14 protein-coding genes, 1 tRNA gene and 1 pseudogene are annotated in these 20400 nt (G+C 52.4%); 12 read left to right on the forward strand and 4 right to left on the reverse strand.

Annotated features, from left to right (window positions below):
- Nucleotides 1-150: 150 nt before the first annotated feature.
- The 3 genes from csrA to D568_RS0109385 all read left to right on the forward strand — a co-directional run bounded on the left by csrA (nt 151) and on the right by D568_RS0109385 (nt 3904).
- Entirely contained in the window at nt 151-342 is a 192-nt protein-coding gene (csrA, locus tag D568_RS0109375) for a carbon storage regulator CsrA (protein WP_020209341.1), read from the forward strand.
- A 190-nt stretch (nt 343-532) separates the two neighbouring features.
- Nucleotides 533-622, forward strand: a tRNA-Ser gene (locus tag D568_RS0109380).
- A gap of 999 nt (nt 623-1621) precedes the next feature.
- A complete protein-coding gene (locus tag D568_RS0109385) occupies nt 1622-3904 on the forward strand; it encodes a discoidin domain-containing protein (protein WP_020209342.1) in 2283 nt (760 codons plus the stop codon).
- A gap of 103 nt (nt 3905-4007) precedes the next feature.
- Here D568_RS0109385 and D568_RS22265 read toward each other — a convergent pair whose 3' ends face one another.
- The 4 genes and pseudogenes from D568_RS22265 to D568_RS0109400 all read right to left on the reverse strand — a co-directional run bounded on the left by D568_RS22265 (nt 4008) and on the right by D568_RS0109400 (nt 10178).
- Nucleotides 4008-4523: a methyl-accepting chemotaxis protein gene (locus tag D568_RS22265; RefSeq protein WP_425401964.1), complete on the reverse strand. Its 516-nt coding sequence runs from the start codon at nt 4521-4523 to the stop codon at nt 4008-4010.
- A gap of 12 nt (nt 4524-4535) precedes the next feature.
- Nucleotides 4536-5303 (reverse strand): annotated as a pseudogene (locus D568_RS22270) (PAS domain-containing protein); the annotation flags it as partial.
- A gap of 146 nt (nt 5304-5449) precedes the next feature.
- The gene (gene metH, locus D568_RS0109395) at nt 5450-9151 is read right to left on the reverse strand and encodes a methionine synthase (protein WP_020209344.1); all 3702 of its coding nucleotides are present in this window, start codon (nt 9149-9151) and stop codon (nt 5450-5452) included.
- A gap of 97 nt (nt 9152-9248) precedes the next feature.
- Nucleotides 9249-10178: a D-hexose-6-phosphate mutarotase gene (locus D568_RS0109400; RefSeq protein ID WP_020209345.1), complete on the reverse strand. Its 930-nt coding sequence runs from the start codon at nt 10176-10178 to the stop codon at nt 9249-9251.
- A 199-nt stretch (nt 10179-10377) separates the two neighbouring features.
- Between D568_RS0109400 and rapA the strand changes: the two genes are divergently transcribed.
- The 9 genes from rapA to D568_RS19825 form a co-directional block, all read left to right on the forward strand.
- Nucleotides 10378-13329: an RNA polymerase-associated protein RapA gene (rapA, locus tag D568_RS0109405; RefSeq protein WP_020209346.1), complete on the forward strand. Its 2952-nt coding sequence runs from the start codon at nt 10378-10380 to the stop codon at nt 13327-13329.
- An 81-nt stretch (nt 13330-13410) separates the two neighbouring features.
- Entirely contained in the window at nt 13411-13698 is a 288-nt protein-coding gene (locus D568_RS0109410) for a hypothetical protein (RefSeq protein WP_020209347.1), read from the forward strand.
- An 85-nt stretch (nt 13699-13783) separates the two neighbouring features.
- Nucleotides 13784-14326 (forward strand): PH domain-containing protein, encoded by a 543-nt coding sequence (locus D568_RS21115; RefSeq protein WP_020209348.1) that lies wholly within the window; start codon nt 13784-13786, stop codon nt 14324-14326.
- Nucleotides 14313-15830 (forward strand): PH domain-containing protein, encoded by a 1518-nt coding sequence (locus tag D568_RS0109420; RefSeq protein ID WP_020209349.1) that lies wholly within the window; start codon nt 14313-14315, stop codon nt 15828-15830. Before D568_RS21115 ends, D568_RS0109420 begins: the two co-directional genes overlap by 14 nt.
- A gap of 877 nt (nt 15831-16707) precedes the next feature.
- Nucleotides 16708-16986, forward strand: coding sequence for a type II toxin-antitoxin system RelE/ParE family toxin (locus tag D568_RS0109430; protein ID WP_020209351.1), 279 nt, complete (start codon nt 16708-16710; stop codon nt 16984-16986).
- Nucleotides 16986-17279: a HigA family addiction module antitoxin gene (locus D568_RS0109435; protein WP_020209352.1), complete on the forward strand. Its 294-nt coding sequence runs from the start codon at nt 16986-16988 to the stop codon at nt 17277-17279. Before D568_RS0109430 ends, D568_RS0109435 begins: the two co-directional genes overlap by 1 nt.
- Before the next feature lie 1014 nt (nt 17280-18293).
- The gene (locus tag D568_RS0109440; protein ID WP_020209353.1) at nt 18294-19001 is read left to right on the forward strand and encodes a hypothetical protein; all 708 of its coding nucleotides are present in this window, start codon (nt 18294-18296) and stop codon (nt 18999-19001) included.
- 563 nt (nt 19002-19564) lie between these two features.
- Nucleotides 19565-19873, forward strand: a complete 309-nt coding sequence (locus D568_RS0109450) for a transposase (RefSeq protein ID WP_020209355.1) — start codon at nt 19565-19567, stop codon at nt 19871-19873.
- On the forward strand, nt 19870-20400 hold a 531-nt coding region (locus D568_RS19825), incomplete at its 3' end, for an IS3 family transposase (RefSeq protein WP_020209356.1). The genes D568_RS0109450 and D568_RS19825, both read left to right, overlap by 4 nt.

The raw sequence follows: 20400 nt of genomic DNA on the forward strand, positions 1-20400 counted from the left end.
GCAGTTCCCCTTTTCGCGAGAAATGGACAATACTTAATACATGGAGCGTTTTCGTCACATTGGCGGTTAACGATCGCAAAAAGGGGCTAATAGCGGCAATGGGTTTGGATTCCTAACCGCACTCACAGGATGGATTGAAGGAGTTTGACTATGTTGATCTTGACCCGCCGTATTGGCGAAACACTGATGGTTGGTGATGAAGTTACAGTCACTGTTCTGGGTGTTAAAGGCAATCAGGTTCGTATTGGTGTTAACGCACCGAAAGACATTGCTGTACACCGCGAAGAGATTTACCAGCGTATTCAGCGTGAAAAGCAAAATCAGCAAGAAGGCTTGGTATAAGCTTCCACTGATTAGTACAAACGGCAGCCTAGAGTTGCCGTTTTTTTATGCGTTTTGTTTGTGCTTTCATCGTACAGCGTAAAAAAATACTGGCAGAGCGTTACAAGTCTTTGAATTTCTGAAAAATATGGTATTATGCCGCCCCAGTTGACGAGATGCCCTGAGCAGATCGTGCTGCACTATTCGACACGGAGAAGTGGCCGAGTGGCCGAAGGCGCTCCCCTGCTAAGGGAGTATACCTTGATCGGTATCGAGGGTTCGAATCCCTCCTTCTCCGCCATACAAAAAGCTCAACCGAAAGGTTGGGCTTTTTTTATGCGAGAAGGCGGGTGAGGTCGCTCAAAGGCCTCCGCGACATTTGTGTGTCCTACACGTCAACCCTCGCTGTGCTCGGTACAAAACGCCGGGAGCGTTTTGTACCGAGCACAGCGAGCCCGAAGGGTGGGCGCACGGACAAGGTGAATACTGCTTCGCAGCAGAGAGGGCAGCCTGGGTTGTGCGCCCAGTCAATCCCTCCTTCTCCGCCATATTTTAAAACCGCCAGAGGTTAGATTTCCTCCGGCGGTTTTTTTATGCGCAAAAGGTTGGTAGGAGGCGTTCGACCGCTCATCGCGTCCCTGCAGCCGTGGCATTTGTGTATCCATGCACATCAAGCCTGAATCAGGGTGCCTAAATGCCGAATATGCCCCTTTTTATCCAGTAAAACCCACTGTTCGTGAACTTAACAAGAGTTGGTCAGTAGCGGTTCCTTTAGCGTGAATGCCCAGTTATTCACAATCGATTTCTGCCTTTGCTCCAATGCGGACGCAGTAAAGCTATTTCCAGCCGTTGGTGGAGTTTCACGACACAAAAACCTAAAGCTTTGCCATTTACCAAACAGGTCACATTTGTGGCAGCAAAATAGGTTTACAAATTGGTCGTCATTGGACTAGTTTTCACTACCCCGGTTGAGTCAGCAGCCACAGTCGTTATTGGTGTTTTATTGACACAACTGGGAGGCCAGAGTGGCGGAATTTTGGAAAAATTTAATAACACGCCTGATTTCTTTGGTTATGTCCCGCTCACAGCTTTGTTCGCCTCTTGATGGAAGCGTCCAAGGCTGGTGACTTCTACTGGGCTGGGGCGAGTTGAATCGCACAGGATACATTCCTCTCCCTTATATCGTTTGGGGCGAGAGGCTTTACGCGCGATGATCTAACGCCGGAGTACGAGTGGATGACTCTATATTCACTGGTCTGAGGTAGCGGCATTACTTATAACAATAGTGGAGATTATGCCCATGAATAAACAAATACCTTCATCCGTAAAATTACTCGCAGCGCTGCTAGCGGTTTCGCATTCGGCCGCCAGTTACGCTGCCGAGCCCGTGTCGGTGAATGCATCGGATCACGACGGTAACGTCCCGCAAAACACCCTCGATAATGACCTGTCCAGCCGCTGGTCGGCGAACGGCGATGGCCAGTGGATTGAATATGACCTGGGAGACGAGGTGAACGTTGAGTCTTTGGATATCGCTTTCTACAAAGGCGATCAGCGCACCTCGACCGTGGATATTCAAACCTCAACCGATGGCAGCAGCTGGCAAAGTGTTTTCTATGGCGATCAGCCCGCCAGTACTGCGGCGCAACAAACCATTGATGTCGAAGACACGGCGGCGGCTTATGTCCGCATTGTCGGTTACGGTAATACCTCTAATACTTGGAACAGCCTCACCGAAGTGGATATTCACAGCTCACCCATTGGCCAGTCCTCCAGCTCTTCATCCAGCCAAAACTCAAGTGCCTCCAACAGTGCGTCTGCCGCTGAGCTGACGGCCTCAGCCAGTGCCGACGACGGCAATGTGGCTGGTAATGTACTGGACAATGATTTGGGGACTCGGTGGTCCGCCAATGGCAGTGGTCAGTGGCTGGAATTGGATTTGGGTGCAGTGCAAACAGTGGGGCGTGTGGATATTGCGTTTTATAAGGGGGATCAGCGCAGCGCCTCGTTTGATCTCCAAGTCAGTATTGATGGAAACCATTGGGACACCCTTGTCTATGGGGCCAACAGCTCGGGAGATTCCACGGCAATGGAGTCTTTTGCACTGCCAACAGGAGAGGCTCGGTATATTCGTTACCTGGGGTACGGTAATAGTGCTAACAGTTGGAACTCTATTACCGAAATGGCGGTGAGCGCAGACGGCGGCGCTAACAGTAGTTCGTCCAGTTCTGTGCCTGGCTCATCCAGTAGCAGTTCGTCGGTGGGTCAGAGTTCCTCTTCCAGCTCTTCGGCTCCGTGGGAGGGGGGTGGTAATACCTATACCGCCTCCCCGGATGATGTGGCAGATGTACTGGCCGGTGCCTCTGGCGGTGATGAAATTATCGTTACAGGTTCGGGCGAAATATCCATTAAAAACCTGAGTTTTAATGCACCGGTTTTGGTGCGTGCGGCTTCGGTGGGAGGAACTACGCTTACCAATGCTACCATCGACAATAGCAACAACATCATTTTGCAGGGCTTTGTATTCGGCCCCAACGACGAAAGCACCTATCTTAAAATCGTGAATTCCACGAATATTCAGGTGTTGCGCAACGTGTTTGATCACACGGATGTAATGAACAGCCAGACCGCTATTGTGACCACTCAGGCCAGTCAATATATTTCCATTGGCTACAACGAGTTTCGCGGCAAGAATCAGATGTTTACCTCTGAAGGTTATAAGTTAACCGGCAGCTATATTAAAACCCAGTTTGACGATCCGCAGATGACGAAAAACCTGCATGTGTTCCGCAACCACTTTAAAGATATTTACCCTTACGTACCCGATGGTACGACGCCCACGGGTGACTCGGATCGTGAAGTGATGGCCATGGGGATTGCCGACTCACAGGATGTCGTCACCAATAACGTGGTGGAGTACAACTTGTTTGAAAACTGCGATGGTGAGAACGAAATTATCACCGTAAAAACATCCAATAACGAGTTCCGTTACAACACCTTTAAAAACTCCATGGGGTCGCTTTCGTTCCGCTTGGGGTCTAATAACCAGGCTTACGGGAATTACTTCTACGGTGAGGGTGCCAGCGCAAACTGGGATGACGACAACTACCAGACCGGCGGTATCCGTGTGTATGGTGAAGGCCATCAAATTTATGATAACTACATGGAAGGTCTGACCGGGGTCAGCTGGCGCCGGCCGATTCTTATTGACTCGGGCGACACGTCTGATAGTACCGGTGGCGACAGTCACGAAACCTCAAGCAATCTATCGGTTTACGATAACGTGATAGTCGATAGTGTTGGCGGTGGCATCCATATTGGTAGCGATAATTACGGTAACCAGCCCTACGATATTAGCGTCAGCAACAACCTTGTGGTGAGTGATACAGGGATTTTATTTAATAACTACGCGGATGACTCTTCTAACACTTGGTCGGGCAACGAGGCTTATGCGACAGGCTCAGCGATTGCAGTGGGTGGAGGCACGCTGAATTCAGCACAAGTGACTCTGTTGTCCAGTTCGCCGTCAATCAATAAACCAACACCATTAAGCGCCGCTGACGTGGGGCCTTACGCACCTTAGTGAGCTTAACGCTGTTTTAACAGCCGGCCTTTAAAGAGGCCGGCTTTTTTATCAGCGGATTATTATTTCGAATTCAACGTTTCCACTGCGGGTGCATCAGAGTTTATTGTTCGGCCAGACGGTTTACCGTCTGTGCAAAATTCATCACCCCTTGTTCAATTTGATCGACGCCGTCAGAGACATGGTGAATTTTGGTCTCACCCTGTTCGGAAATCTGGCTGACCTGCTCCATTTGCTTTTTAATTTGCTGCGCAAGCTCATGGTTATCGCTGACCACTTTGGTAATTTCTTCGGTGGCTTCGCTGGTGCGGCCTGCAAGTTGACGTACTTCGTCCGCCACTACGGCAAAGCCGCGTCCCTGGTCGCCCGCGCGAGCAGCTTCAATGGCCGCATTCAATGCCAGCAAGTTGGTTTGGTCGGCAATTGAGCGGATGGTGGTGACAATGTCCGAAATGCTTTCTGATTGTGTATTAAGCCTATCGGTAATGTCTGCAGCCTGTTTAATTTGCTCGGCAATTTGTGCCGAGGTGGCTACGGCATCATCTAGCAAACCTTTGGCATTTAACGTGATTTGCGAAGTTTCTTCTGAAGTGGAAGAGGCCGCTTCTACCGCTTCCATAGCCGTGCGTACGCGTGGCGAAATGTCGCTGGCAAATTTAATCACTTTGTACACTTTGCCGCTGGTGTCGCGAACCGGGTTGTAGGTGGCCTCAAGCCAAAGCGTGTTGCCCATGGCATCTTTGCGCTCAAACTTTCCGGACATAAATTGCCCCGTTGAAAGATTGGCCCAAAAATCCGGATTCGATTGATAAAAGTTGTCGTAGCAAAATATACGGTGATGTTTACCAACAATGTCATTGAGCTGATAGCCAATGGTGTTTAAAAAGTTGCTGTTGGCGGTAATAATATTACCTTGCGGGTCAAACTCAATGACCGCGAGGGAGCGGTCAAGGGCATCAAACAGTGCGTTGCGATCCAGCAACGAGTTACGTGACTCGGTCACATTCGATGCAATTTTGATGACTTTGCTCACTCGGTTGCCGTCAAAGACGGGAAAGTAACTGGCCTCCAGCCAGATAGACTTGCCCTGCTTGTCAAACCGCTGAAAGGTACCTTGTTGGCTTTTGCCAGCGGCAAGCTCGCGCCAGAAGTTCTCGTACTCAACGCTGGCCGCGTAGGTGGAACTGCAAAACATGCGATGGTGACGCCCCTTAATTTCGCCGATAGGGTAGCCAACCACTTTCAAAAACAATGGGTTCGCATCCAGAACGTCTCCCTCGGGAGTAAACTCGATATACCCCACATGGTCCCGAATGGCGTTAAGGCTTGCGGCCAATTCGTTGTTTACTTCTTCCAATTCCCCAATCTGGGCTTCCTGATTTTTGCCTCTGCCAAACATGCCCTGGCTCACTCCCTAAGTCGTCATATCCTCCATAAGTATCGGCACAAATAGATATTTCTCAAGGGGGAATCGAAAAACCGGCTTAAAAATGAAAAAACCACCCGAAAAGGGTGGTTTTAGAGGGGAAGTAAATAATCCAAATTTTAAGGTTCGTACCCCAATACCGGGCTTAGCCAGCGTTCAAGCTCATCCTGTGGCATACCCTTGCGCTCTGCCAGTGACGCCACCTGGTCTTTTTCGACTTTGCCAATGGCAAAGTACTCGGACTCGGGGTGCGAGAAATACCAGCCAGATACGGCGGCGGTGGGGAACATGGCGTAGTGTTCCGTCAGGCTCAGGCCGGTATTTTTTTCCGCATCCAGTAGCTTAAACAAGGTGCCTTTTTCGGTGTGATCCGGGCAGGCGGGGTAGCCAGGTGCGGGACGAATGCCGCGATAGCGCTCGCGGATTAAATCCTCGTTTTCCAACTGTTCGTCTTTATCGTAACCCCAGAACTCTTTGCGCACCCGCAAATGCATGTGCTCGGCGAGTGATTCGGCCAAGCGGTCCGCCAGGGCTTTAACCATAATCGCGTTATAGTCATCGCCTTTGGCTTCATACTCTTTGGCCAGCTCTTCGGCGCCAATGCCGGCGGTGACCGCAAAGCCGCCAATATAGTCTTGCTTGCCGCTGTCTTTAGGGGCGACAAAGTCGGCCAGCGAAAAGTTGGGTTTGCGGTTGCCGGGCTTTTGCTGTTGTTGGCGCAAATGGTGCAGGCGCGCCAGCTCTTCGCCGTTATCCCCAAACACCGCAATATCGTCGTGATTAACGCTATTGGCGGGCCAAAAGCCCAGCACCGCGCGCGCTTTAAGCAGTTTCTCATCCATCAGTTTTTGCAGCATTGTTTGCGCGTCGTCAAACAGGTTGCGCGCCGCTTCGCCCACCACTTCATCTTCGAGAATGCGCGGATACTTGCCCGCTAAATCCCAGCTGATAAAAAACGGCGTCCAGTCGATGGTGTCAATCAGCTGCTCCAGCGGGTAGTCGTCAAAGACTTTCACGCCGGTAAAGCTGGGGGCAGGGGGGGTGTAGTTTTCCCAGTCGGCTTTAAAGCCGTGTTCAATGGCTTCATCGTAGCTGCGCAAAGTGCCGCGGGGCTTGCGGTTGGCGTTGCGCACCCGCACGGCTTCGTACTCGGTTTTTAAGTCGGCGACAAAGCCATCGCGGTTGGCATCGTTGAGCAGGGTAGAGCAAACCCCCACCGCGCGCGAGGCATCGGCGACATAAACCACCTGGTTGATGTTCAGTACCGGGTCAATTTTAACCGCGGTATGGGCTTTTGACGTTGTAGCACCGCCAATCAGCAATGGTTTGTTAATGCCCTGGCGTTCCATCTCGCGGGCAACGCTGACCATTTCGTCCAGCGATGGGGTAATCAAACCCGACAAACCGATAATGTCGCAGTTTTGTTCCACGGCGGTTTGCAGGATTTTTTCGCCGGGCACCATCACACCCATATCCACCACTTCAAAGTTATTGCACTGCAGTACCACGCCGACAATATTTTTGCCGATGTCGTGCACATCGCCCTTTACCGTGGCCATTAAGATTTTGCCGTTGGGTTTGGCCCCTTCGACTTTTTCCGCCTCGATGTAAGGTTGCAAGTAGGCCACGGATTGTTTCATCACCCGCGCCGATTTCACCACCTGAGGCAGGAACATTTTACCCGCGCCAAATAAATCACCCACCACGTTCATGCCGTCCATCAGTGGGCCTTCAATTACATCCAAAGGTTTTTCCGCCTGTTGGCGCGCCTCTTCGGTGTCTTCAACAATGAAGGCCGAAATACCTTTCACCAAGGAGTGTTCAATGCGCTTGTTAACGTCCCAGCTGCGCCACTCCAAGTCTTCTTTTTTGCCGCTGTCGCCACCGCCTTCGCGGTATTTTTCGGCAATATCCAGCAGCGCTTCGGTGGCATTGTCGTTGCGGTTTAAAATCACGTCTTCGACTTTTTCGCGCAGCTCTTCGGGTAAATCGTCGTACACCGCCAACTGACTGGCGTTAACGATGCCCATGTTCATGCCTACTTTAATGGCGTGGTACAAAAACACCGAGTGAATCGCCTCGCGCACCGGGTTGTTGCCCCGGAAAGAGAAAGACACATTGGATACGCCGCCGGATACACCCGCGTGGGGGAGGTTTTCACGAATCCATTGAGTGGCTTCAATAAAATCCACCGCGTAGTTGTTATGCTCTTCAATACCTGTGGCAACGGCGAAAATATTGGGGTCGAAAATAATGTCTTCTGGCGGGAAGCCGACTTTATCCACCAGCACCCGGTAAGAGCGTTCGCAAATTTCTTTTTTGCGTGCGGCGGTATCCGCCTGGCCGGTTTCGTCAAAGGCCATCACAACCACGGCGGCGCCGTAGCGCATGCACAGGCGGGCTTTTTCAATAAACTCGTCTTCGCCTTCTTTGAGGCTGATGGAGTTCACAATGCCCTTGCCTTGAATGCATTTAAGCCCGGCTTCAATCACCTCCCATTTAGAGGAGTCCACCATAATTGGCACACGGGAAATGTCCGGCTCGCCTGCAATCAGGTTTAAAAAGCGCACAATCGCCGCTTCGGCGTCGAGCATGCCCTCGTCCATATTGATGTCGATTACCTGTGCGCCGCCTTCGACCTGCTCCAGCGCGACTTCCAGTGCGGTGTCGTAATCCTCTTCCACAATCAAACGTTTAAAGCGGGCCGAGCCTGTGACGTTGCAGCGCTCGCCCACGTTCACGAACAGCGAGTCTTTGGTGATGTTAAAAGGCTCAAGCCCCGACAGGCGACAGGCGGGCTCGATATCGGGAATCTGGCGCGGCGGGTGCTTGGCCACGGCCTCGGCAATGGCCTGAATATGATCGGGTCGGGTACCGCAACAGCCACCAATAATGTTTAAAAAGCCAGATTGGGCGAACTCGTCGATAATCGCCTGCATTTCTTCGGGCTCTTGATCGTATTCGCCAAATTCGTTGGGTAGCCCTGCGTTGGGGTGTGCGGAGACATAACAGTTGGCTACCCGTGATAGCTCGGCTACATACTGGCGCAGCTCCTGCGCACCGAGGGCGCAGTTAAGGCCAATAGACAGAGGCTTGGCGTGGGCCAGCGAGTTGTAAAAGGCTTCGGTGGTCTGGCCCGACAGAGTGCGACCAGAGGCATCGGTAATTGTGCCCGAAATCATCAGTGGCAGCTCAAAGCCTAACTCGTCAAACACCTCTTGTACCGCAAAAATGGCGGCCTTGGCGTTTAGCGTGTCGAAGATGGTTTCAATCAGAATCAGGTCCGAGCCGCCCTCAATCAGGGCTTTGGTGGCTTCGATGTAGTTTTCCACCAACTCGTCAAAGGTGACGTTGCGTGCGCCTGGGTCGTTAACATCCGGCGAGATAGAGCAAGTGCGCGAGGTGGGGCCCAACACGCCCGTCACATAGCGGGGTTTATGGGGCTCGGCCTCGGTCAGTTCATCGGCTACTTCGCGGGCAATACGCGCGCCGGCCAGGTTTAGCTCGTAGGCCAGCTCTTCCATACCGTAATCGGCCATGGAAATGCGGGTTGAGTTAAAGGTGTTGGTTTCAAGAATATCCGCGCCGGCTTCCAGGTATTCCCGGTGGATCTGCTTCATCAGCTCGGGCTGGGTGATGTTCAGCAGGTCGTTATTGCCCTTCACATCGCGGTTGTAATCGGCAAAGCGTTTACCCCGGTACTCCTCTTCGCTGAGCTTGTGGCTTTGAATCATAGTGCCCATACCGCCGTCGAGCACCATAATGCGCTCGGTCAGGGTTTGTTTTAGTTGGGCAATGCGTTGCTCGCGGGTGTTACTCATGGGGTAAACCTGTTTCAAATAGCGGGATAAATAAAAGCCCGCGATTTTACAGTAATCGCGGGCTGAGGTCGTGCTTTCGTGGCTGGTTTTTGCGGCCCTAGGCCGGTTTGATACTCATGTGTGCGCTTCGGCATTGTCCGGCGGGTAAGTGCCAGGTGTCGCCCAGGCAGGCACCGCGTTCGACGCATACATAGCCAGCGTGATTGCCAGGCCCTATATCCGCAATTTGACTGCCAGCTTCGGCACCGATATTCCACACCACCACGCTTGGGCATTGGTCGCCTTCAATGCGGTAGCGATGCGCGCCATCATCCACAGTTACCGGCAGCTGGATATCCTCGTACACGCGGTCCACCTCGCCGTTAAAGGTAACCGGCCCACTTTGGGTAAAGTATTTACCGCCTTCTACTTTGTCGGAGTACTCGCGCCCCTCCAGTCCCTCTACCCGGGTCGTTTCTAGGTGGCTAATGGCGAAGTAGGTGTGCATGACCCAGCTGGCGTCGAAGTCGGTGTGGCCGGTGTTGGTCAGCGTCAGGTGCAGGGTGGGCGTTTGCCCTAAAGACAGGGTCAGCTCAGCGGTAAAATCGTGCTCGAATAATGCATCGGCGCTGTGGCGTAAGCTGAGCTTCAAGTGGCATATGCCCTCGGCATCCAGTGCTGCGCTGTCCAGCTGCCAGGTGCGGGTACGGGCAATACCGTGTTTGGGGCGTGAGCTGTCCGTGGGGTGGGGGCCAAACCAGGGCAGGCACAAAGGGATGCCGCCGCGCAGGCTGGCGCCGGGGCTGAACTGGCAGTTGGGGCTAACCCACAGTAATTCTTCGCCACCTGTGGGGGTAAAGCTCAGCAGGTGCGCGCCGTTGGTGCTGAATACGGCGGTGCAGTGGGGCGTTTTCACCTTAATCAGTGGTAAGCCTGGGCCCTGGCTTTCGGGAAAGCAGGTGTGGCTATCGGTAAGGCTTAAAAATTCGTGCTGATTCACCACATCCAGTAGCGCTTGGGGAACCTCGGGGCTAGGATTTTGACTCATAGGGTGTCCAATCGGGTTAAAAAGGCAAAACGCCCATTTTAACAAAAACCGGTTACATGGTTTAGGGGTAATCGACTTGGTCAGTGTTGGGCGCCCCAGGCGCTTTGTTAACCTGTTGGATGAATCAAAAAGCCCGTGCCTTTAGTTTACCGCCCAGTCGCAGTATGATGCGCGCCCAAATCACAGCAGCGAGGTTACCGTGTCGCAGGTAGAAGTCACCTTAGGTCAACGTTATGTCAGTGATACCGAGCCCGAGTTAGGGTTGGGTGTGGTGTTACAGGTGGATGGCTCTACCGTGGATATCGGCTTTCCCGCTGCGGGCGAAAGGCGAACCTATTCGCGCAAAGAGGCACCTTTAAGTCGGGTGCGTTTTACCGAAGGGGAGAAAATCAAACATCAGGACGGCACCCGCCTGGTGGTTGAGGAGGTTATAGAGCAGGCCGGTTGTCTGTTGTACCAAACCCTGACCGAAGACGGCGAAGCCCGTGCGGTACCCGAATTTGAGCTGGACAGCTACGTTCAGTTCTCCACCCCTCGCGAGCGTTTATTTGCCGGGCAAATCGATAAAAGCAACCACTTCTCGCTGCGCTACCAAAGCCGCGTGCTGCGTCACAAGGTAGAGCAAACCGACACCTTCGGTTTGGGTGGCCCGCGTGTGTCGCTGTTGCCGCATCAGCTTTATATTGCCGAGCAGGTGGCCGCACGCTTCAGCCCCCGCGTGCTGCTGGCCGATGAAGTTGGCCTGGGTAAAACCATCGAAGCGGGCATGATTCTGCACCGCCAATTACTGACCGGTCGCGCCTCTCGCGCTTTGATTATTGTGCCCCCGGCGCTATTGCATCAGTGGCTGGTGGAAATGCTGCGCCGCTTTAACCTGTCGTTTACTCTGCTGGATGAAGAGCGCTGCCTGTCGTTAGAGGGCAAAGACACCGAAGACGACATCATGGACTTTGAGCTGGACGGCGATGCTTTACTGGACGAAGCCGAGGCCGACGCCATTAACCCCTTCGAGCAGGCGCAGTTGGTGCTTTGCTCGCTGGACTTTATTACCGCCAACGAACATCGTCTGGCGCAGGCCGAGGCCGCCGAGTGGGATTTACTGCTGGTGGACGAAGCCCACCATTTAACCTGGAGCCCGGATGCCGCCAGTGCCGAGTACCAGGCCGTAGAGCGTTTAGCCCAGCGCGCCCGCGGCCTGTTGCTGCTGACCGCAACGCCCGAGCAACTAGGGGTAGAAAGCCACTTTGCCCGCCTGCGCCTGCTGGATCCGGATCGTTACTACGACCTGGAAGCCTTCACCCGCGAACAGGCCGATTACGGCCCGCTCAGTGATCTGGTAGAAAGATTACTGGCGCTGCGCCCGAGCGAGAGCGAACAAACCGGCGATATTCCTGCCGATATCCAAACGGAGCTGGCTGAGTTTTTAGACCAGCACCAGCTCCAGGCGCTGCAACAGCAGGCCACTAATAACTCGTTAGCGGCCGCTATTGATGAGTTGATCAGTGTACTGTTAGACCGTCACGGCACAGGCCGGGTGTTATTGCGCAATACCCGTCATGCGGTAGCGGGCTTCCCCGAGCGCCATCTGCACACCTACGAACTTGAGCTGGAAGCTGGTGACGGCGAAGCGCTGGCGGCGATGGACGTGAGCGCGCAACTGCACCCCGAAGACTACTGGCAAGCCCAGGGCGACTGGTGGCTGAATGACCCGCGCGTGCTCTGGTTAAAAGACCTGATTAAAGAAAAGCGCGGGCAGAAAATTTTAGTGATTTGCGCCAGTAGTGATACCGCGCAATCGCTGGAGCTGTACTTGCGCTTGCGCCACGGCATTGCCTCGTCTGTGTTCCATGAAGACATGAACCTGATTGCCCGCGACCGCGCCGCCGCCTACTTTGCCGACATGGAAGAGGGCGCTCAGGTGTTAATTGCCTCCGAAATCGGCAGCGAAGGGCGTAACTTTCAGTTCGCGCAAGACTTAGTCTTGTTTGATTTGCCTTTGAACCCCGACTTATTAGAGCAGCGCATTGGCCGTTTGGATCGCATTGGTCAGGCGGGGGATATCCATCTGCACCTGCCCGTGTACAGCGTTAGCGATGCACCTACCGCGCAGCAAAAACTCGCCCGCTGGTATCACGAGGGCATTAACGCCTTTGAGCACACCTGCGCCATTGGCCACAGCGCCTATGTTGAGTTTGAGCCGCGCCTGTTAAATGCTCTGCAAGGCGAGGGCGAAGACTTTACCGCACTGGTCGATGATACCCGCGCTTATGCTGATAAGCTGAACGCCGAGCTACAAGCCGGGCGTGACAAGCTCTTGGAGTTAAACTCCTGCCGTCCCGGTAAAGCCGAGGCGCTGGTGGATAGCCTGAGCGAGCAAGATGCCGACCCGGCCCTGCCCGAATACATCATGCGCGCGCTGGACAGCTTTAATGTGGATTACGAACGCCACAGCGAAAACGCCTGGGTACTGCACCCGGGCGAGCACATGCGGGTTGACCCTTACCCGGGTTTGCCCGAATCCGGCTTAACCGTTACCTTTGATCGAGAGCAAGCACTGTCACGCGACGACATGAGCTTTCTCACCTGGGAGCACCCACTGGTGCGCGGCACCCTGGAGTTAATTGCCGATACCGAATACGGCAATACCGGCGTTGCCACACTTAAACTGCCGCCGCTCAAGCCCGGCACGTTAATGGTCGAGGCGGTATTCTGTCTGTACAGCCCGGCACCGTCCGAGTTGCAGTTAAACCGCTATATCCGCGAGCCTCTGGTTCGGGTATTGTTAGACAGCAACGGTAAAGACTTTGCCAAGGTGCTGGGAGCGGACAAACTGCACCAGCTGTTGAAAAAAGTCCCGCGCGCCAGTGCCCAAGAGCTGGTTCGCCACAGTCGCGCGCCAATTTCTAAACTGTTGGATCAGGCCGAAGCCCAAGTGGCACCGCTGCGCGACCAGCAAGTGAGTGATGCCAAAGCGCTGGCCACCGCCGACATAGGTCGTGAAATTGAACGCCTGCAAGACCTGGCCAAGGTAAACCCCAATATCCGCGAGGACGAAGTTAATTACCTGCACACGCGTCTGGCCACCAGTTTGGAATGCTTAGACCACGCCAGCTTAAAACTGGATGCCGTGCGAGTGATTATTACGGTGTAATTAGAAGCGGTTTAACGGAGGGCGGAACGCTTTGTTCTCCGTTAAACCGTCACCCGTTTCTCTCATCATTTTGAGGCTTTTATGTTTATATTCTCTGCCGACGCCACAGCCCGTAAAGACATCGACGAAGATGTCAAACAGGGCCAACAAGTGCCGTTTATTGTGTACATCCATTTTGCGGATATGTTCGGCGCCGAGCAGTTGTGCAAAATTTATTTGATGCGCGCGGGCTTTACCGATATCAAAATCAACCATCGCAAAACGGTCGCACCTTCGCTGCTGGCGGATGAGCGCGTACTGGCCGCTGACAAAGCCATGAGTGAAGCCGTGGATGGCGGTTACCATATTCAGATGTTTGACGATTTTTAAACTTTCACCACCGGCCGCGTAACCCACCATACGCGGCTCTCATATTTCAGATAAGATACCCTCATAATAATCAAGGAATGTGTTTATGAGCCTACAAGACGCGGTCGTCACCGCCGAACAACTCCCGCCGCTTGATCGTGAGCCCTGGTCTGCCATCTCGCCATCCTATCGCGCCGTGCTGCGCTGGACAGTGCTGTTGTATTGTGTGATTCCCCTGGTAGGGCTTGGGTTGGTTATCGCATTCGACCTTGAGCATTTGCGCACGCCCGCCAAAATGCTTGCCGCCGCCATCGTGGTATTAGCCTTATTTTTACTGGCGGTGTGGGTGCCGCGCAGGGTGCATCACACCCAGTATTTACTGCGCGAGCTGGACGTTCACAAACGCACCGGCTTTTGGTGGCACAAAACCGTATCCGCTGGCACCAACCGCGTTCAGCACATTGAAGTGACTCAAGGCCCTATTGAGCGCTTGTACGGCTTAAGCAAGCTTGTGCTGTACACCGCCGGTGGTTATCAGTCAGACATAAAAATTCCGGGCCTGCCAACCGACGAGGCGCACCGTTTAAAGCAGTATTTGACCGAGCGCATAGTTTCCGAAGAATTGGAGACCGAGCATGCCGCCCACTGACGCCACGGCCTTAGCCTGGCAGCGCGCTTCGCCCATTGCCATGGTGTACTTTGCGTTAAAAAGCCTACGCGCCCTGGTGCACCTGTGGCCCACGCTTATTCCCTTGGTGGCTGGGGGTGAGTCCGTACGGCAGTGGTTTCTCACCTGGGGTATTCCCGCCGTGATTTGTCTGGTGCTGCTGGGGGTGGTGTTGCACTGGTGGTTTTTCAGCTTTGCCATTGAAGAAAAACGCCTGACTCTGCGCAGCGGAGTGTTTAACCGCACCCGTTTGAGTCTGGATTTTGAGCGAGTGCAGCAGGCGGATATTGCTCACCCGTTTTACTTTCGCCCCTTTAACCTTGCCACCCTGGGGTTGGAAAGCGCGGGCTCTTCGCAACAAGAGGTAGACGTGCCGGGCATACCCATTGCGCTGGCGGAGTCTTTGCGAAAAAATATTTTAGAGCAGCAGTTACAGGCCAAAAGTGATACGCAAACGTTTGATAGCGAGACGAGAACATCAGGCAAAACCACGCCGGATTATCATCTAAATCTAAACGCCGCAGAAATTGTTCGTTACGGTTTAATGCATAATTCGCTGTTGTACTTAGCGCCTCTGGCGGCACCTTTGGGTCAATATTTGGGGCCCGTGTTCGAGCAATCACTCACGCAGCTTGAGGCCTCGCAGTGGTATTCATTGTTCGACTGGCTGAGCACCAATCTCGCTATTTCCATCGGCGTGGTGTTGGCGGTGTTTGCGGTGCTGGTGGGTACAACATTCCTGTTTGGTCTGTCGGTGATATTGGCGCTATTTCGCTTTTGGAATTACGAATTAACCCGCGTGGGCGAGCGCTATCAAAGCCGCGCCGGACTCACCACCATTCGCACCCGCGGCTTTAAAACGCACAAGCTGCAAAAAGTCACCTTAACTCAGGGGTTAATCGCCAAGTGTTTAAAGCGCTACACCGTGCACATCAGCAAGGCTGGTGGCGGCGTTGCCGTGCAAACGGCCCAGTCGCAAGACAAGCACTTTCTGGTGCCGGTAGTCGATTGGCTTAACTGGTTGCTACTGCGCGATGAGTTAAACATGCCAGCGGCCCGCTGGCGGCGCGTGCACAGCTTTAGCTGGCGCTTTCCCTTTGTGGTTTATTCAGCACTGATTTGTACTTTGAGCGCGGCGTTCGCTATTGCCTTCGGCCCCTGGGCGCTGCTGGGTTTGTTACTGCTACCGCTGGCGTTTTTAATCAACCGCCGCTTGTGGCGACAAAAGGGCTACTTTTACAACGGAGAGTGGCTTGCCTGGCGCAGTGGGTTTATTGGCTTTAGCGAGCAATGGCTGCCGGTGGGCAAGCTACAAAAAATTGAAGTGTGCGAAACACCGCTTAAGCGCTGGGTGGGTTTGTGCGATCTGCAAGTACTGGGGGCGGATGGCAAGGTGAGTTTGGTGTGTTTGCCAAAGGCCGAAGCGCACAGGCTGCGGGATGCGCTTTTGACGGGGGTGGTGATGTATAAAAAGCCTTGGTTTTAGGCTTTTTGTTTGCCCGTGTCGCCGGGCGGGCGAGTCACTTTTCTTTGTTTGGGCAAAGAAAACTAACGAAAAGGCAGCTCCTGCGCTTCCCTGCGCCCGCTGCATTTGTGAATCCCTTCACATCAACAGCCCACCCCGGCGAATGGCCCTTTCGGGTGCCCTTACTACGGCCAATTTTTGAGGGCCGTATCGACGCGCCGTACCCCAGGGCACCCTCTCTTGCTGCGCAATTCACCTTGTCCATGGCGCGGCGATACTTGCGCAAACGCGACCCAGGCCGGCCTCTCTGCCTTCGGCATTCACCTTCTCCTGTTTGCTTATCCACAAAAATAGACCTTCGTTCGGCTCATTCGCAGGGGCCCCGGGGGTGCCACGCTGATAATTGGACAGATTTGTTTTATCTGGCCTCGCGTGCTCCGAGAATTCGACACTATCATTTGAATTAGCTGCTAGAGCTTTATGGTCAGTATGTGGAAATTTACCGTAACAAGCGTTGTCGGGTTTTCGGGTATCGCAACGTTAGGTCTTTGTGTTGTTCTTCTGGTCTCCTCGAAGTTGAGCTACACCGAAGTGGCGAGCACTGTGGGTTTAATGTATATGGCTGTTAGCTTGGTGTTTTCCATAACGCTATTTATGCTGTTATTGCGCCGCTACGGTATATCACCTAAAAGCGATCTTGCTCTCCGAGTTGTAGCCATATTAGGGGCGGTGCTAGTTTTTTGTGTTTGGGGCGCCTTGGTGTACCCAGCCATCGTGTTGCTATCATGAGCTCAAACAAAATAATTGTGTAAGCCACAGTAAACTGTGGCCGGACGTCTGTTACCGCGTTAGGTTCAATCTGCTTGTTGCGTGATGCGCAACATGCTATGATTGATTCATGATCAAATCATTCCGCCACAAAGGACTGAAGCGCTTCTATTCGACTGGCAGTACCTCTGGCATACAGCAAGATCACGCTAAGAAGCTGCGTATGCAGCTGGTAGCTCTGGATACCGCCACCTCAATAGACGATATGGATATCCCGGGTTTCGGGCTTCACCCATTGAAGGGGCAAAGTAAAGGGCGGTGGTCGATACGTGTTAACGGAAATTGGCGTATGACGTTCGAATTTGAGGACGGCAATGCCTACATTCTTGATTATGAGGATTATCACTAATGTCTATGCATAATCCGCCGCATCCTGGTGAATTTATTCGGGACGTTTACCTAGCGCCTTATGGCATCAGTTCGCGTCAGCTTGCGGCCAGCCTGGGGGTTTCACCTTCTACATTGTCTCGGTTGCTCAAAGGCGCCAGCGGTATTAGCCCTGAAATGTCCCTTCGGTTATCCAAGGTTCTTGGGCGTTCTCCTGAGAGCTGGCTGGCTATGCAAGATATGTATGATCTATGGGTGGCCCGCAACACGGTTAATTTGGAGGGGATTCATCCGCTGGATTTTGAGGCGGCTTGAGCAAAAACAAGTAGGGTAGGTGTTGCCTTCTGTGGCGCTAGAGTGGGTGCTTTGATCAAAGCTTTGATCTTTTAGTGGTGGCGATTCGCCTGCTGGGTGAGCTTTTTGTATGCCCGAGTCGCCGGGCGTTATGAGGTACTTTTGGTCTTGGCCAAAAGTACCGTCGCTGTTCCTGCGCATCCATGCGTCCACGGCAAAGCTGGCCCCGTGAGCGCAGCGAATGCTTTGGGTCTTAGTGATTCCCTTCACCTCAAAACCTCGTCCAACATCTGGCCCTGCGGCGCGAAGCGTCCGGTCAGCAAGCACAGCCGCTGTCGTTCGGTTACGCGCAAAGCAGTGCTTTGCAAACGCTAGACCTCACCCCTCATTCCAATCGGCCTAGATGTAAACGGGGCAACAGCGACACTTCGTAGCGCTATCACAGATTGATCATTATTTTTCGTCGAGCGTCAGATGTCCGACATCAGACGTTAACCCGTTGTCAAACGAGTTAACTTATGGCACTCTTTTCCTCAAGTGTTTTGTGGTGTTGTTCGGCTTTTTTAAGTCGCATTAGGGCCACAGTCGGGCCAGTGGAAAGGTAGGGTAAACAGTGCATCGGGACTGATGTGCGAGCACTTCTCCCTTCTGTTTTGAAATCCCATACTTTTTTCAGGCACGCTATGGCGTGTTCTAAGCGATTGGTTTTGGTTATCAAAACCAGTGTTGCCGTAGAAAATGAGCCGGCTCACTTTGTTTTTCCAGTTTGGCTGATATGGCTGAAACAAAAGCGATACTGTTCAGCTGTTTAGCGCGTAAAGCTAAGACTCTCAAGTAAGAGTGATACATTGCCAGTGTGAAAGTAAGACGGCTTCTTTACACACTGAAATAAATACGCCAAGTGGTCATAAGTTTGAGATTTATCAAAAGCTTGAAAGTACTTTTTAAAAATTTTCTAGGGAAGATACATTGCCAGGCGTATTTTTCAACTCGCACATTAATAAGCTGTTAACCAAATGATGAAAGGAACCTTTAGTGGACTTACTCAGTAATCCCTGGATCGTGGGCATTGGTGGAGGTGTCCTAAGCGGCTTGATTGTTACCGGAATCTCTCGGTTTGTTTTCTCGCGACGTGATGACAGAGAGTACGCGCAGAAAGTTGCGGCAGTGAATCGAGAAGTTACATACGCTCTTCGCCCGGGGATCTCCGAGGGGCATATACCCAACGAAGAAGTTTTGTCATCCCTGATAAACGCAACTGCACGAAAATACCGAGTTAACCGGTCAGATGTATTTCGGCCGAAGCAAATTGCGGAGGAGCTGATTAAGGAAATACTTGATTCTAGCTTCATCTCCTCTTCGACCAAGCACGAGTATTGCGAAACTCTTGCCCACTTGGTTACTGAAAAACCAGAAACTAATGACACTCAAGAATTGGTTACGGAGAAAAAGATTGCAGAGAGTGAATATCGCGCGCGACTGATGTCCGCTATGAGTTCGATTCTTGGTCTGACCGCAGCCATGGCTACGATGGCCATGGTGTTTACACGCATGCTGGATGGCAAAGATATCGGTCCGCTAGGCAGTATCTTTGATGTAATCCTACCGACAGGAATCGTGTTGATGGCAACCATGGTCGCGATGGTAGCTATGATCGGTTCCAAGAGGCTAAGGGAGATTAAACACAAGGCCACTTTGCGTGAAAGCGGGGAAAAGTCCTCGGCAGTATCCGCAAGTGGTTAACAAGCGGTTTTAGTTAGGCCGCACAAAAAACGTGCGGCTGGGACGGCTTACGCTTCGCTACAGCCGCCCCTAAACCGAGCGTTATGTTTTTATGGTGATTAATGGACAATCTAGTTGTTAAAAACAAATTTAAGGCAATCAATAAAAAACTTAATCTCATAAGAGTTTTTTGCGTATTTATTTTTATACCCTCGGTTGTACTTTTGTTTACTGACCAAAAATCTTTTATGGGCCTTACGCAACATACGGCAACACTGTTGTTATTGATTGGTTCAGCAATTAATGTTTGGTTTTTTGCAAAGTATTGGAAATGTCCGGCATGCAATGAAAAATTAGGGTCGGGTTTTAGCGTTCATAAATGTAATCATTGTGGTGTTGAACTTAAGTAGATCAAAACATAACAATCGCATCAACTGGATTTTCAAAGTTTGGCTTCGCTCACTGCGTTCGCTATTATAGCCAAAACTTTTCAAACGCAGTTATGCGGGCGTTAATTGACCAAGTTACCCATAAAAAGTAGACACCCTGTATAGTTATATTTGCCCTATATGGAGGTGTCCAAAATGGCACGCAAAAAGCATCAGCACTACACCGAAGAGTTTCGAAAAGAAGCTATTAAGCGCTCAGAAAAGCCGGGCGTTACACAGGCTCAAGTAGCCCAAGAGCTGGGAATCAGCGCGCAACAGATCTCGAACTGGAAGAGACAATTCAATCGTCTCTCTGATAAACAGTTTAATTCCGTCGATGGCGTAGATTATTCCAAGTCCGAGAGCGAAGAGCTGCGTAAGCTCAAGCGGGAGAACAAGCGCCTGAAAGGGGAGATGGAATTTTTAAAAAAGGTTTCTGCGTACTTCGCGAAAGACCAAGAGTGAAGTACGCGCTTATCCTTGATCACGTGGGCCAATACAGTATCAGCTTGATGTGCGAGGTTCTGGGTGTTCATCGTTCCGGCTTCTACCGGTGGCGAGAGGGTCCACAAAGCAAGCGCGAGGCTCGTAAAGAGAAGGTCACCTCATTGGTTAAAGATACCTTTGAAGCGTTTGAGGCTGCCTACGGCGCGCCCAGAATAGCGCAGGAGCTTAATGCGCTCGGGCATAAGTGCTCGGTTAACTTTATTGCCAAAATCATGCAGGAACAGGGAATAGTGGCGCGAAACGGTAAAGCGTTTAACTACGGCGGTCATGCCTTAACGATGCACAACGTGGCGGACAACTTACTGTGGAGAGATTTCTCGGCGGAGCGGCCCAACCAGAAATGGGTCACGGACATTACCTACGTCTGGGTTCGACACCAATGGCTCTACCTGGCGACGGTCATGGACCTCTATTCACGTCGTATTATTGGCTGGAGCCTGGATACGAGTATGACAGAGCAGCTGATCACGCAGGCGATGCAAATG

The sequence above is a fragment of the Gilvimarinus chinensis DSM 19667 genome, assembly GCF_000377745.1.
GTDB lineage: Bacteria > Pseudomonadota > Gammaproteobacteria > Pseudomonadales > Cellvibrionaceae > Gilvimarinus > Gilvimarinus chinensis.

What these genes read in the sequence shown, in the direction of transcription:
- metH (WP_020209344.1), bottom strand. Translation starts at nt 9,151, where the DNA reads ATGAGTAACACCCGCGAGCAACGCATTGCCCAACTAAAACAAACCCTG.
- D568_RS0109435 (WP_020209352.1), top strand. Translation starts at nt 16,986, where the DNA reads ATGTCTATGCATAATCCGCCGCATCCTGGTGAATTTATTCGGGACGTT.
- D568_RS0109400 (WP_020209345.1), bottom strand. Translation starts at nt 10,178, where the DNA reads ATGAGTCAAAATCCTAGCCCCGAGGTTCCCCAAGCGCTACTGGATGTG.
- D568_RS0109450 (WP_020209355.1), top strand. Translation starts at nt 19,565, where the DNA reads ATGGCACGCAAAAAGCATCAGCACTACACCGAAGAGTTTCGAAAAGAA.
- D568_RS0109420 (WP_020209349.1), top strand. Translation starts at nt 14,313, where the DNA reads ATGCCGCCCACTGACGCCACGGCCTTAGCCTGGCAGCGCGCTTCGCCC.
- D568_RS22265 (WP_425401964.1), bottom strand. Translation starts at nt 4,523, where the DNA reads ATGGAAGCGGTAGAAGCGGCCTCTTCCACTTCAGAAGAAACTTCGCAA.
- csrA (WP_020209341.1), top strand. Translation starts at nt 151, where the DNA reads ATGTTGATCTTGACCCGCCGTATTGGCGAAACACTGATGGTTGGTGAT.
- D568_RS0109410 (WP_020209347.1), top strand. Translation starts at nt 13,411, where the DNA reads ATGTTTATATTCTCTGCCGACGCCACAGCCCGTAAAGACATCGACGAA.
- D568_RS21115 (WP_020209348.1), top strand. Translation starts at nt 13,784, where the DNA reads ATGAGCCTACAAGACGCGGTCGTCACCGCCGAACAACTCCCGCCGCTT.
- D568_RS0109385 (WP_020209342.1), top strand. Translation starts at nt 1,622, where the DNA reads ATGAATAAACAAATACCTTCATCCGTAAAATTACTCGCAGCGCTGCTA.
- D568_RS0109430 (WP_020209351.1), top strand. Translation starts at nt 16,708, where the DNA reads ATGATCAAATCATTCCGCCACAAAGGACTGAAGCGCTTCTATTCGACT.